Below are 12,515 nucleotides of genomic sequence, written 5' to 3'. Positions count from 1 at the left end.
GGGCAGCAGCAGGACCTACCCGGCTGCCAACACTTGATCCATCATCATCTGAGTGCCCCGCGCCTGCTCCAGCGGCCAAGCATAACTCTCACCGGCACGGATTGCGCGACCAAAGGCCTCCACCTGCTGCACATATTGGTTCACCACCGGAAACCGCTCAATGCGCTTGGTTTGATCCGGCATCGACAGATGCAATTCTGCCTGATCAAACTTGCCTGCGTTAAACGGACAGGTCAGCGTCATCAGACCTTTCTCACCGTGAAAATGCATCTCTTGCCGTGGCGCAGAGCGGATCGAGGTGTAAGCCTGATAGGTGAACCCCTCAAAGTCAAAGCCCATATCGGCAAACGTATCCACGCCGTGTTCCCACTGCACCCGCGCGTAGTCCAGTTTCAAAGGCTCCTGCCCGGTGACAAACCGCGCGCCGCCCATGACATAAACGCCAATATCGCGCAGCCCGCCACCGCCAGATGCCGCCTGATTGCGAATATTGCCGGTGTCATCATTAAAAAACGAAAACGCCCCATTCACATGCACAAGCTTGCCAATGGTGCCGTCCGCCAGCAGCGCCTTTGCCCGCTGCCATTGCGGATGATGTACAATCATATAGGCCTCGGCCGCCAAAAGCCCGGCCGCATCCCGTGCGGCAATCAATTGATCAATCTCGGCCACATCCATGCCCACAGGCTTCTCAATCAGCACAGGCTTGCCCGCTTCAAGCGCTTTGATCCCCCATTTCACATGCAGATGATTGGGCAGCGGAATATACACCGCATCGATCTCCGGATCGGCAAGCAGATCCTCATAGCTCTGATGATGTCGCACGCCTGGCGCAAAGGCGGCAAACCCGGCCACTTTCTCAGCACTTGAGGACGCCACCGCCGCAAGCTCTGCGCCATGCGCCGCGTGGATCGCGGGCCCCATTGTGGTCTTGGCAAAATTGGCGGCCCCGAGGATGCCCCAACGGACAGGTGAGGTGGTCATGATAGCGCTCCCATTTGATGCGCCCACCCTAGCCAATGCTGACCGCCAGACAAGCAAAAGCCTCCGCCGGACCACGCCGGCGGAGGCTTCAATGTCATCATGCAAGCTTAGTGTGCCGCAAGCATCCCGCGTGTCGCTGCCAATTCACGCATGCGTTTCTGCAGCTTTTCAAAAGCACGCACTTCGATTTGACGGATCCGCTCACGGCTGACGTCGTACTGACCGCTCAGATCTTCCAAAGTGACCGCCTTTTCCGCCAAACGGCGCTGGGTCAGAATGTCCTTCTCCCGGTCATTCAACACGTCCATGGCCTCGGTCAAAAGTTCACGACGCGCGTCCAGCTCGTCTTTGGCCTCATAGTCTGCGGCTTGGTTGGCGGTTTCATCCTCCAGCCAATCCTGCCATTCCATGGTGCCTTCACCATCAGACCCAACCTGCGCGTTCAGCGAGGCATCCCCGCCGGACATGCGCCGGTTCATCGAGACCACTTCCGCCTCGGTAACGCCAAGGTCGGTGGCAATGCGCTGCACGTTTTCCGGGCGCAGGTCACCGTCTTCCAGCGCACCAATGCGCGCCTTCGCCTTGCGCAGGTTGAAGAACAGCTTTTTTTGCGCCGAGGTGGTGCCCAGCTTCACCATGGACCAGCTGCGCAGCACGTATTCTTGAATGCTCGCGCGGATCCACCACATGGCATAGGTCGCCAAACGGAAGCCTTTTTCCGGGTCAAACTTCTTCACAGCCTGCATCAGACCGACGTTTGCCTCAGAAATTACCTCGGCCTGTGGCAGGCCGTAGCCGCGATAGCCCATGGCAATTTTTGCCGCGAGACGCAGGTGGGAGGTCACCATTTTATGCGCGGAATCTGCATCCTGCTCTTCCACCCAGCGCTTGGCCAGCATGTACTCTTCTTCGGGCTCAAGTAGCGGGAATTTGCGAATTTCCTGAAGATACCGGTTGAGACCACCTTCTGGTGTGGGTGCCGGCAGATTTTTGTAATTGCTCATGGCGAATGCCTCCCTTGTCTGTCTTACGCTGATTGTCTTGGGCGTATGTTTATGTCGCTAACATCAATGTAGGACGCTCACAGACGGTTTCAACCAGCACGCGCAAATTTCTGACTCCTAGAGTAAGGTTTTTTGCCACCGCATTCTATGTAGGTTGCTTGATTTCACGCGCATGTGCGTTTTGTTGCAGGCGTAAAACCGCCGGTCACGCACCGCCTAAATCGGCAATCAACTGCGCCATATCCTCTGGCAACGGCGCTTCAAACCGTAAATCCTCTCCTGTGACTGGATGTTCAAAGCCCAACACCGCCGCGTGCAAGGCCTGACGGTCAAAAGACTTTGCAGCCGCTACACCTTTGGGCCCAATGGCTTTCTCCGCCAGCTTACGCCGCCCGCCGTAGACCGGATCGCCAATCAAACCGTGCCCAGCGTGGGTCATATGCACGCGAATCTGGTGTGTGCGACCGGTTTCCAGCCAGCATTCCACCAGACAGGCCACAGCCGGATCACCAAGCGGCTGCACAATCCGCACCCGGGTCACCGCGTGCCGCCCCCCCTCAAACAACACCGCCTGACGTTGCCGGTCGGTTTTGTGCCGTGCCAAATGCGTTGTGACTTTCATGATATTGCCGGGCTCAAAATTCACCCCGCGCACGCCGCGCAGCCGAGGGTCGTTGGCATCCGGCACGCCGTAACATACCGCACGATAATAGCGTTCCACGGTGTGGGCTTCAAACTGCGCAGCCAATCCCTGATGCGCAGCATCGGTCTTGGCCACCACCAGCAAGCCGCTGGTCTCTTTGTCGATCCGGTGCACAATCCCCGGCCGCTTCATGCCTCCCACGCCAGACAGCGTGTCACCACAATGGTGCAACAGCGCATTCACCAGCGTGCCGTTGGGCGTGCCCGGCGCAGGATGCACCACCATGCCCGCAGGTTTGTTGATAACTATCAGATCGTTATCTTCCCAGATCACATCCAGCGAAATGTCTTCCGGCCCAATGTGGCTGTCTTCGGCCACGGGCACAGTGATCGCAACGGTCTCACCTCCAGCAACCTTATGCTTGGGGTCGTCCATCACAACGCCATCCAACGTGACGCTGCCCCCTGCAATCAACTTGGCCAACCGCGTGCGGCTCAGGCTCGCTTCCACTGGCACATCCCGCGAAAGCGCCTTATCAAGACGCTTGGGCGGATTGTCCGCGATCACAAATTCTACAAGGGCCTCTGCCATGGATGAGTCTCCGGAACCAATTGAACCCGCCAATCTGCGCTTCCTGCGCTATTTGGTCACCGGGATGATGGTGGTGATGGTTGTCGGGCTTGTAACCTTGGTTGTCCTGCTTGTCATGCGCTTCCGTGACGATGGCCCAATCTTGCCAGAAAACCTGACTTTGCAGGACGGAGTGACCGCCCAAGCCGTGACCATGGGCGACGGCTGGGTGGCGATTGTCACCACAGACAACCGCATCCTGATCCATGACCGCATCACTGGGACATTGCGACAAGAAGTGGTGTTGTCGCCCGGCGCATTTGGGGCAGCGGCCAGCGACTAAAGCGACGCTTTATCAAGGCCTGACTTACAGCTTCCAATTTGGAAACAGTATAGCCCTCTCCGGATTATTCGTGCCATTTTGGAAACAACCTGCACGGATCGGCCCACGCTTTCAACGAAACATCGCCCCAATTGCCGGTGACCTCCCTGTCAAAAACAGCAGCCCTGAGCTGACCATATGGCGCGGTTGACGCGTTAACAAATCGTGATTCCGTTAACGCCACCGCGTCACATGTGACAAAACACTCTGCAGTTTCCCCTTATTTTCTTCGCAAAAGCGCGAAAATGCGCGATTCAAATTCAATTTATCTCACATTCGAAATTCTCGTTAGAGTGGTCTCAGCAAACAGAAGGACTGAGCCATGTCGCACCGTGATCTCGAAATCGACGATGTCTTTGCCGCAACCAGCGGCACATCACAGCCGTCGCCTCTCACCGAAGAGATGACCGTCTACCTTGCGACATTGCTCAACAATAACAACAGCTCCACCGACGCGCGCAAAGGCTTCCTCAACGCCCCAAGCGGCAGCCACCTTGGCGTGCCAGCAGGCTATTCCTATCTGTTCCAGCTTGCCGGCCATGATCTGGTGTTCAGCTCCTTGGTCCCGCGCAGCTTTGATGACATCGGCGGTCGTTCCCAAAACTTGCGTCAGGAAAAACTCGCCCTAGAAACCCTGTTCGGCGGTGGTCCAATTGTCTGCCCACATGCGTTTGACATGAACCACGCGGACGGCACCCATCAGCTCCGACTTGGCAAATTCCGCCCGGCAGGCCATATGTCGGATGACCGCCTGGCCCCTGCCGCCGATCTGCCCCGCAACCGCTACAACGCGGACTCCCCGGGCTCAGACGGCCCCTTTACCGATGTGCTGATCCCGGATTCGCGCAATGACGACAACAACATCCTGGCGCAGCTCACCGCTTTTTTTCACGCGGTCTACAACACGCTTGTGGCACAATCGGCAACCACGCCAATGCCCGGCACCCAAGATCCAATCCCGCCGCATCACCGCGCGCGCGTGGCCCGTCTTGCCACCGCGCGCCTTTATCGCCGCATCCTACGCCATGACCTACTCCCACGCATCATGCCTGCCGACGTGCTGGCCTTGTTTGACAGCACGCCAGCGCTGGCCCCGCTCGGGCGCAACGCCGCAGAGACCAACGACCTCTTTGCCTACGGCATCGCCCGCATGGCCCACAGCATGGTGCGCCCGGAATACATGCTGAACAATGGCGTGGGCGATCATGACCTTGGCGAGGTCGACCTGCGCAAGATCATCAACCACTCCTCTCTGCATGAACCCGGGATGGTGCCCACGCCCATTGACTGGAAAATTGACTGGAACCTATTCTTCACGGCACCCGGCGCGCCTTTGGCAGACAACTTCAACTGGGCGATCCGTTTTGGCCCGCACACAGCCGACGGCATGACACTGCCCACCGCAGGAAAACCCACCAAAGCCACCTACCCCGCAGGCACCGCCATGCGTGATCTTGTGCGCGAAAAATGGATTGGCCTGGGCCGCGTGCAGGACCTGATCCAAGCCGCCGCCGCCGCGCTCACTGCACAAGGCATCGCCACGCCATTTGACGCCGCTACCCACTATGACCGCATTGCCAACGCTGGCATGGCCACGCTCGAAGCCGCCGTGCGCCCGGGCCACAAGCCGCCCATGTCCGATGCCAACAAAGCCATCATCACCGCCAATCTGCCGCTTGTGACCTTCCTCGCACTGGAGGCGCAGATCGACGGCAGCAACGGCGCGACCTATGGCCCTCTTGGCGGCTTGATCCTTGGCGCATCCTTTGGTCCGGTATTTGCGGACGACACACCAACACGCACAGACGATCATATCGCCTTGGCGCTTGAACATGCTGCTTATGGCACCGCCCTGATCCGCGACATGCCAACGCTGATCGCAGCCACAGAGATCACCTGAACACCACTGTCTCAACAAGGAGGACAACCAATGGATCCATATGAGATCAAAATCAAAAACTACCTGAAGATGGGAGAAATCCTGCAAGACTGGGCGCGCAGTGCTGACACGGTGCCCGCCACTGTGGGTGACTTCCGGGCGCAGGTGCCAAGCAACGTGGCCGAACTGGCCGAAGAGTTCAAGGACGCAGACCCACTGCAAATCTTCAACGCGCCAGATCAGAAGGTGGTGAGCATCATGCTGCCGCACCCCGATGACCTCGACCTGCCGCCGCCCAGCCCCTACACGCTGCCGGATTTCTACGACGAAGCTTATGACGCCACGCTGGTCACCCCGGCAGAAGAAGAGCACAATTTCCGCTCCAAGCGCATCGCGGATTACGCGCTGCGCAAATGCGTGTAGCCTGACACTCTCACCTTAGGATATGCCGGTATAGACTTGATTTTAAATCGCAATATTGCCGTCCTGAATTAGGTCCGGCGCCGGCATGTCCGCCAACCGCAACCCGTCCCGCAGCGCGAGCCAGACTTTGTGATTGCGGATCGGAAAGCCTGACACCAACCACCGCGTGATCTCGGCTCGCTCCGGCGCGCCATCCGCAACCCAGTTTGCTCTCGCAATGCTTTCAAACCGCCGCGCCACCGAAGCCGCCTCCGGCAACCGCCCGACCAACCCCAGTGCGGAGGCATGCCAGGCCGGCACGTCGTGGGAAATCTCCTCAGATTTCTCGGACGCCGCAATACAACCCTCATAATCCCCGGCCATAAACCGGGTTGCCGCAACATAGCTCCAATGCGACGGCTGTAACCGGAACTTCAGCTTAAACAGCAAATCCAGCAATCGGCCGGAAGCCTCCAACCGATCGCAAAACGCCAACCCCACCGCCGAAGACGTCATCGTCCAAGGATCGTTTTCATTGTATTGAAACGCCAGATCAAAGGCCAATTCCGCCTGCTCAAACTGTCGCGACATCGCGGCCGACCAGCCCATCGCCAGCTGTCCCCGGCTGTCCATCGGGTCCAGCTCAATCGCGCGCCGCGCCAAACGCAGCCCATCGACATGCATATCCGGCGAACTGTACAGCCCCGGAAACGAAATCTGCCGCATGTTCTCAATCGAGGCCCGGCTGGAATACGCCCGGCTGAACTCTGGAAAGTCCCGGATCAACGCGTCCAGCAGCCCTTCTGCCGTCTTCCACCCCTCCAGCGTGAATTGCAGGATATGACCCTGCGCCTCCACCCAGCGCTCATAGGCGCTTGGCGCGGTTGTATTTGTGGCAATCAACGGGCCTTTGAAGGCGGACAGGTGCAGGTTCAATGCCACTGCCAACCGCTCCGCCGCGCCTGGACCTTCGGCCAGGGTGATTTGCCCCGCATCGGTCAACGCCTCAGACCACAAAAGCTCGCCGGTGCCGCGATCGGACAGCACCGCGCGGCAGGCCAATGCGCCGCCCCGATCCTGCGGCTGTAACACCAGCGCATAACTCGCAGCCCCCGGCGCGCCCACCTGGGTTTGTTCCGCCATCAAGGCCGCATCAAAAATCTGCCACTCGCGAAAGCGCGAAAGATTGGCGCATAAAGCTTGGCGCAGAGCCTCCGCCTCGCCAGCGCGTTCCGCGGTGAGATGTGCATAATTGGGCTGCGCCACAACAATCACCGGCCGCAAGGTCTTGGGCGCCTGGGTTTTTTCCGGTGATTTTATGTCGATCACCAGCTGCTGCGTTTCCTCAGATGGCTCCTCGCCATACTCCTGATCGAGCAGGCTCCACAGCGATTGGTACACGGTCAGCGCATTCGCCATCTGTCCGCTTTTCCAATAGGCCTTAATCAGCCGCCGCGCCGCACCTTCATCTGCCGGGTCCATCCCCGCGACAAACTGCAAAATCTCAAGCCGCTCTGCGTCGGTTCCTGCGCGGTCTGCCGCCAGATTCAGACGGTGACGCATCAACCCGCTGACGTGCTGCACCGCTTCGCTCACACGGGAGGCAAACACGTCGTTGATCTCCACCTGATCGCGATCAAACTGCGCCAGCTTTTGCGGATCAACCCGCAACACTTTGGCCATGTCCCCTTGATCGGCGGCCTCCAGCAAAAGATCGAGATCGACCGAAACCTGTTCTTGCGCCAACCAGATGTCACTGCGATCGCTCTGAACCCCGTCAAAGCCTGCGTCAGACAGCGCGGATTTCAACGCCCAAACCGCATTTCGCAGGCTGGTTTGCGCCGCCGTTTCGGAACTGTCCGGCCAAAGCACCCCGCGCAATTTCTCCCGCGACATACGCAGGTCCGGCGACAGCGACAACAATACCAAAATAGCTGCTGCTTTCTTCTTCTTGATCGCAACACGCGCCCCATCACAGCGCGCCTGAAACCCGCCGATCACGTCAATCTGAAGCTGCTGCACCGCCCTGTCCGGCGCTGCGGTATTGGTCTGGTCCCGCTCCATTAGTACAGAGGTCCCTGCGTCCGTCGTGTTTTCCCCAAAAGCGCCGTTTGAAATCGGGGGCAAACAAAGGTTTCCCGCCCCGACTGCAATGCGGTGCTCACAGCTTTGATGGCCCAAAACTGCCCCGCAACACAACCCAGATCGACAATACCAATCCCATTCTCTTGCATAACCGCTGGCCACTCCGCCGGCGTCAGTGCCCTGCGCGCCCGAACGTGCGTTTTGAAAGGAACGCGTTGCGCCACCATCTGCGCTTCCATCACCTCAAGTGTCAGCGTATTCACCGTCAACCCGGCACCGCTGTCCACAGCCTCGCCCCCGCGCGATTGCTCCAACAGCTGACCAAATTCTGCGGCGCCCAGCTCCCGCAACGCAGATGTCATCGCCGCCTCCAGCGACACGCCCGCGGCCGCCCCAAAGCAAAACCCCGCGCCGGTCATATCAAACGACGCCGCAACAACCGCCGGCACACCCGTGTCACAAGTCACATCCAACAGCCGTGTTTGTCGGGTTGGGCGTACGCCAAGCACATCAACAACTCTGTCATCGATGTCCGTTACGCCTATCGCATTCGTTGCCCCCGCCCACCAATGCGCCGCCGCATCCCGCTCAAACAACTCCAACGCGCCATGAAGCCGGGCCTGCGTCACATCCGTGTGTGCCGCAAGCCCCTCGGAAAATCCGGCGGTTTCAGCTGCCGTCAACGGCAACACAGCCCGATCCACTTCACCTACATCTTTGCCGCCCCAATCAAAAACAGAAATGGCGCGATCGCTTGGCAACTGCGCCACCGCCGCGCGCAAGCCCAATTGCTCCGCAGTTTCACCCGCCAAGCGCAGCAAAGCTGCCTCCCGCGTACGACCAGCCCCGGACACCGGCGTGCCATCAGCCAAAACACCGCCGGCGATCACCAGCGCTGGCACGGCGCTGGGGACGCCAACAAACAGGTAGTCCAGCTGTTGTAACACCGGGAGACACCACATGGGGGCCTCTTGCGGCACGCCAAGGGGGCCGCTCAGAGGTCGCTCAAACTCCCGCAACTCTTTGAACATTCTGCCCTGATTCTCCCCAAACACGCGGTTTCACATGCAAAACACACCGCCTCAACACCAACATTGCAAGGCGATGACGGCAAATCACGCAAGAATAACGCTGACTTTGGCACATTTGTTTCAAAGACGACAAATGAGGAGGCCCCCATGGTCCGCTCCCACTCAACAGAGACCCCGACATCGGCTCAGACCGCTGCCTTTGACGCCCGCCAGGAGGCGCTTGCGGCCCTGCGTGACATGTACCAAGACCGCGCCGATGTGACCGGCTATGACATTGGCTTCAAACAGGTTGGTGGCCTGGCCACCAACAAAATCTGCCTGCGGGTACATGTGAATGCCAAATTGCCCGAAGATGAGGTGGCCCCGTCCATGCACATCGTGCGTCGCATCAATGGATTTCCGGTGGATGTGGTGGCCAGCACCTATAAGGTCCATCGCGATCAAGGCGACAGCCAAAACAGCGACGCCGCCACATTGCTGTCCGGCAGCCCATGCCAGCGCCGCGGCGCCAACGCCGGCACCATCGGTGCCATTGCGATTGACCGCACCTCGGGCAAGCCGGGTATTCTCTCCAATTGGCATGTATTGTCCTCCCCCGAGGGCGCAGACAGCAATCTTGTCTACGGTCACAGCACCGCGGATCTGCCAATTGCACGGCTGAGCAAATCCATGCTGTCCCGCCACGGCGACGTTGCCTTTGCCACGCTGACCGGCACCGCCTCTTGGCATCCCACATTGAAGCAACTCAACCTGCCATTGACCGGTGTCGCCCCCGCCGCGCTTGGCCGCATCCTATGCAAATATGGCCGCACCACCGGCCTGACACGGGCGCGGGTGGACGGCATCGGCACGTATAAGGTGGTGCACACCAACCGCGACGGCCGTCGGAGATCCGTGGAAATCGACGGGTTCCGACTGGTGCCTCAAGATGTCGCCGCCCCGCATACGGCCTTGTCTCTGCCCGGTGACAGCGGCGCCTGCTGGACCGATCCGGACACCGGAGACGCCGTGGGCCTGCACATGGCTGGCGAAGGGGATGATTGGCCGGGCGGTGATTGTGCGCTTGCGTGTCACATGGATCGGGTGTTGGAACGGCTTGATCTGCGCCTCGCCACCCTGCGCGATCTACACAGCGCTGCGGACACACCATCTGAAACCGCAAAACCTAACGCCGCCTTACACATAGTGACCGAAATGATGCGTCCCACAACATCCTCATTCACCCCACAAACAGTGAGCGACCGCAGCCGCGCCTTCAGCGTGCAAGGCAACATCTGGGCCGAGTTCCTCAACACAATGCTGGCGCAACATCCAGAGTTTTCTCAAATCCCCTTCGATATTGAAGACGCCGTTGCCGACTACTTCGGCTATGGCACGTCCGGCGAAGCGCTGCATGCCATTGCCCTAGCCTCTCCTGAGTTCCTGCGAGACGGGGCTGTGCCAGATATGGAGGTTCTGACCCGCGAGGTGACGTTCCGCGGCGTCTGTTTCCGCATTGCAGAAGCTTACCGCGCGCGTGGCTATTGCGTGACCGCCTAAGAACACTCCCCGTTGATGGGTCATCCCCCCATCAACACTCGTTGACGCACTTACATCCCCATCGGTGCGTCAACGACTGGGGCGATTGCAGGATCTGTCCTCCAGCAATCGCCCCACAACTAAATTCAAATCGCGACATAGAGCCACACGCGGCACGGCGGCGCAGCTGCGTATCACAATGAAATTGGAAGGGGGGGTGGTACCGCCTCCCCGGCTCGAACGGGGGACCCCTGGTTCCACAAACCAGTGCTCTAACCAACTGAGCTAAGGCGGCAACAAGGGCGGTTTACCGCCACCGTTCAGGGGATGCAAGCACCTAAAATGCAATTTTGTAGGTTTGTTCGATCAGATCGCAGCCAAAGTTTGTCACCGGCTTCTCCGCCTCCAGGGCAAAGCCGTTTTTTTCATACAAAGCACAAGCCGCAGTGTGACTTTCATGGGTCCACAGAGTCAGCCCGTCATAGCCAACACCCCGCGCGAATCCCAAACAGGTGTCCAGCAAATGTTGCCCAAGGCCGAATCCCCGCGCCTGGGGCACCACCAGAAACAACCGCAATTTGGCCCAGGAGGGCTGTGGGCTCTCCACACAGAAGATGCTGCCCAGACGGTGGCCGTCATGCTCCGCCACCCAGCCCCGTTCGCGCACCGAATCATGGTCCAGAAGGAATCGCTGCAAAATGGTTTCGACCAATGACCCAAAACTCGCATCAAACCCCGCCTCACGCGCATAAAGCGTGGCATGGGCCTCCACCAACCAATCCAGATCTGCCTCCTCAAACGGGCGCAGCCTGATATCACCAATCATTTTTGCACTCCCGGTCCGTTCTGGACGCTCCCAAAAACCGCGGCATTCTTGCCTTTGAGCCAAGATCACGATACCCGATTTCTCAGCATATGAGAACGCAGCCCTTCGGGGCAGACAATCCGCCAGGAGAGACGCCATGGGCATCAACACCGAAAGTGACATCGAAGCCAACTTGCAAATCGGCCCAACCGATCAAGGGTTTGTGCGGATTTTTATCGAAGGTAGCGGCATCGAAATTCCGATGGATTTTGATCCTGAGGAAGCTGAAGAGATTGCCGAAGAAATCCGTGCCGCAGCGGCCACGGCGCGTCAGATGGCGAAGTAAGCGTGCGGGAGGGGCCAGCCCCTCCGCCGCAGCAAGCTGCATCTCCTCCCCGGGATATTTGGGGACTGAGAATGCACTGGGTCAGGTGAGGATTTCCCCTGGCCCTTTGAGTTCAAACCCGGTGATCTCAAACTCATAAAACCCGTTGCGGTCGCCCTTTTCAGCGCGGGCAATGAGCTTGCCTTCCGCGTTGTGAAACACGGCATGCACCGTATGGATCGCGCGGTAACACCAATCCCCATCCGGATAATAAAACTTCACCATCATAGGCTGTCCTCCTCATTGGGCATCGGCGCCAGCTTGGGATCGCGAAAGCGCTGCAACCGCCGCGCCGCGTCGGTGGCAAATTTCTGGATCATCTTTTTGCGCCGCGCCGGGGCAAGCTTGTCCTCCGGTGCCATGCGGATGATCTCCGCATCATAGGCATCGGCAAAAATCAGACCCGTGCCCTCCGGCAGCAGGTCGGTCGGAAACTCGGTGTCCACCGCCCAGAAATACCGGTCACACCACTCCAAATAGCCCTGCCATTTGTTGTCCGATTGAAAATCCGCACGACTGGACTTGCACTCAATCACCCAAAGCTCGCCTTTGGGCCCCAAGGCCATCACATCCACGCGCAGGCCCCGAGCAGGCACAAATTCCTCAATCGAGACATAGCCATGGCTGCGCAGATGACGGCTGACGCCGCGAGCCAGAAGCTGCCCCGGCTGTAAGGGTTGGGTCACTGTGTCACTCATGTGCTCAGGGTGAACATTTAGCGAACAAAACACAAGGGGCAATTTCCGGCCGCGCCCCTTGCGCCGTGCCTGTGGCAGGCATAGATAGAGGGCGGCGGGTTCTGCCCTTCTCGTAATACGGTTGCATTC

Annotated in this window: 13 protein-coding genes and 1 tRNA gene; 5 read left to right on the top strand and 9 right to left on the bottom strand. The window is 59.1% G+C overall.

From position 1 onward, the window contains the following. Positions 1 to 15: 15 nt before the first annotated feature. From JXR15_RS09540 to JXR15_RS09530, 3 genes are all read right to left on the bottom strand, one after another. The gene (locus JXR15_RS09540; RefSeq protein ID WP_422053002.1) at positions 16 to 984 is read right to left on the bottom strand and encodes a Gfo/Idh/MocA family protein; all 969 of its coding nucleotides are present in this window, start codon (positions 982 to 984) and stop codon (positions 16 to 18) included. Between the two features lie 107 nt (positions 985 to 1,091). Beyond that, on the bottom strand, positions 1,092 to 1,988 hold the full coding sequence (gene rpoH / locus JXR15_RS09535; RefSeq protein WP_422053001.1) for an RNA polymerase sigma factor RpoH: 897 nt from the start codon (positions 1,986 to 1,988) through the stop codon (positions 1,092 to 1,094). Positions 1,989 to 2,193: 205 nt separating this feature from the next. Then, positions 2,194 to 3,222 carry an RluA family pseudouridine synthase gene (locus JXR15_RS09530; RefSeq protein WP_422053000.1) on the bottom strand — a complete coding sequence of 343 codons (1,029 nt, stop codon included), beginning with the start codon at positions 3,220 to 3,222 and terminating at the stop codon, positions 2,194 to 2,196. Between JXR15_RS09530 and JXR15_RS09525 the strand changes: the two genes are divergently transcribed. The 3 genes from JXR15_RS09525 to JXR15_RS09515 all read left to right on the top strand — a co-directional run bounded on the left by JXR15_RS09525 (position 3,221) and on the right by JXR15_RS09515 (position 5,885). Further along, positions 3,221 to 3,544, top strand: a complete 324-nt coding sequence (locus JXR15_RS09525; RefSeq protein ID WP_422052999.1) for a DUF6476 family protein — start codon at positions 3,221 to 3,223, stop codon at positions 3,542 to 3,544. The two genes, JXR15_RS09530 and JXR15_RS09525, sit on opposite strands and share 2 nt — an antisense overlap. A 361-nt stretch (positions 3,545 to 3,905) precedes the next feature. Continuing rightward, entirely contained in the window at positions 3,906 to 5,483 is a 1,578-nt protein-coding gene (locus JXR15_RS09520) for a hypothetical protein (RefSeq protein ID WP_422052998.1), read from the top strand. Positions 5,484 to 5,513: 30 nt separating this feature from the next. Next, positions 5,514 to 5,885, top strand: coding sequence for a hypothetical protein (locus tag JXR15_RS09515; RefSeq protein WP_422052997.1), 372 nt, complete (start codon positions 5,514 to 5,516; stop codon positions 5,883 to 5,885). A 42-nt stretch (positions 5,886 to 5,927) separates the two neighbouring features. Here the strand turns inward: JXR15_RS09515 and JXR15_RS09510 are convergent, their stop codons facing one another. After that, complete coding sequence (locus JXR15_RS09510; RefSeq protein WP_422052996.1) at positions 5,928 to 7,928, bottom strand: BTAD domain-containing putative transcriptional regulator; 2,001 nt, start codon at positions 7,926 to 7,928, stop codon at positions 5,928 to 5,930. Then, the gene (locus JXR15_RS09505; RefSeq protein ID WP_422052995.1) at positions 7,928 to 8,980 is read right to left on the bottom strand and encodes a YcaO-like family protein; all 1,053 of its coding nucleotides are present in this window, start codon (positions 8,978 to 8,980) and stop codon (positions 7,928 to 7,930) included. Before JXR15_RS09505 ends, JXR15_RS09510 begins: the two co-directional genes overlap by 1 nt. A 147-nt stretch (positions 8,981 to 9,127) precedes the next feature. On the opposite strand from JXR15_RS09505, the gene JXR15_RS09500 reads away from it, so the two are divergent. Then, entirely contained in the window at positions 9,128 to 10,519 is a 1,392-nt protein-coding gene (locus JXR15_RS09500) for a hypothetical protein (protein ID WP_422052994.1), read from the top strand. 197 nt (positions 10,520 to 10,716) lie between these two features. Here JXR15_RS09500 and JXR15_RS09495 read toward each other — a convergent pair. Then, positions 10,717 to 10,793 (bottom strand) — tRNA-His (locus JXR15_RS09495). A gap of 42 nt (positions 10,794 to 10,835) precedes the next feature. Then, a complete protein-coding gene (locus JXR15_RS09490) occupies positions 10,836 to 11,324 on the bottom strand; it encodes a GNAT family N-acetyltransferase (RefSeq protein WP_422052993.1) in 489 nt (162 codons plus the stop codon). A 136-nt stretch (positions 11,325 to 11,460) separates the two neighbouring features. Between JXR15_RS09490 and JXR15_RS09485 the strand changes: the two genes are divergently transcribed. Continuing rightward, entirely contained in the window at positions 11,461 to 11,649 is a 189-nt protein-coding gene (locus tag JXR15_RS09485) for a DUF6324 family protein (protein ID WP_422052992.1), read from the top strand. An 81-nt stretch (positions 11,650 to 11,730) separates the two neighbouring features. Here the strand turns inward: JXR15_RS09485 and JXR15_RS09480 are convergent, their stop codons facing one another. Continuing rightward, a complete protein-coding gene (locus tag JXR15_RS09480; RefSeq protein ID WP_422052991.1) occupies positions 11,731 to 11,916 on the bottom strand; it encodes a hypothetical protein in 186 nt (61 codons plus the stop codon). After that, positions 11,913 to 12,374 carry an MmcB family DNA repair protein gene (locus JXR15_RS09475; RefSeq protein ID WP_422052990.1) on the bottom strand — a complete coding sequence of 154 codons (462 nt, stop codon included), beginning with the start codon at positions 12,372 to 12,374 and terminating at the stop codon, positions 11,913 to 11,915. The genes JXR15_RS09480 and JXR15_RS09475 overlap by 4 nt, the downstream gene beginning before the upstream one ends. Positions 12,375 to 12,515 lie beyond the last annotated feature (141 nt).

The sequence above is a fragment of the Shimia sp. genome (assembly GCF_049116215.1).
Classification (GTDB): Bacteria; Pseudomonadota; Alphaproteobacteria; order Rhodobacterales; family Rhodobacteraceae; genus Shimia.
Note: the sequence above shows the minus strand (reverse complement) of the source record. Positions and strands in the feature narration are given on the sequence as shown.

Excerpts from the sequence above, each read along its gene's own strand:
- JXR15_RS09540 (WP_422053002.1), bottom strand. The coding sequence starts at position 984 with ATGACCACCTCACCTGTCCGTTGGGGCATCCTCGGGGCCGCCAATTTT.
- rpoH (WP_422053001.1), bottom strand. The coding sequence starts at position 1,988 with ATGAGCAATTACAAAAATCTGCCGGCACCCACACCAGAAGGTGGTCTC.
- JXR15_RS09525 (WP_422052999.1), top strand. The coding sequence starts at position 3,221 with ATGGATGAGTCTCCGGAACCAATTGAACCCGCCAATCTGCGCTTCCTG.
- JXR15_RS09530 (WP_422053000.1), bottom strand. The coding sequence starts at position 3,222 with ATGGCAGAGGCCCTTGTAGAATTTGTGATCGCGGACAATCCGCCCAAG.
- JXR15_RS09520 (WP_422052998.1), top strand. The coding sequence starts at position 3,906 with ATGTCGCACCGTGATCTCGAAATCGACGATGTCTTTGCCGCAACCAGC.
- JXR15_RS09515 (WP_422052997.1), top strand. The coding sequence starts at position 5,514 with ATGGATCCATATGAGATCAAAATCAAAAACTACCTGAAGATGGGAGAA.
- JXR15_RS09510 (WP_422052996.1), bottom strand. The coding sequence starts at position 7,928 with ATGGAGCGGGACCAGACCAATACCGCAGCGCCGGACAGGGCGGTGCAG.
- JXR15_RS09505 (WP_422052995.1), bottom strand. The coding sequence starts at position 8,980 with ATGTTCAAAGAGTTGCGGGAGTTTGAGCGACCTCTGAGCGGCCCCCTT.
- JXR15_RS09500 (WP_422052994.1), top strand. The coding sequence starts at position 9,128 with ATGGTCCGCTCCCACTCAACAGAGACCCCGACATCGGCTCAGACCGCT.
- JXR15_RS09490 (WP_422052993.1), bottom strand. The coding sequence starts at position 11,324 with ATGATTGGTGATATCAGGCTGCGCCCGTTTGAGGAGGCAGATCTGGAT.
- JXR15_RS09485 (WP_422052992.1), top strand. The coding sequence starts at position 11,461 with ATGGGCATCAACACCGAAAGTGACATCGAAGCCAACTTGCAAATCGGC.
- JXR15_RS09480 (WP_422052991.1), bottom strand. The coding sequence starts at position 11,916 with ATGATGGTGAAGTTTTATTATCCGGATGGGGATTGGTGTTACCGCGCG.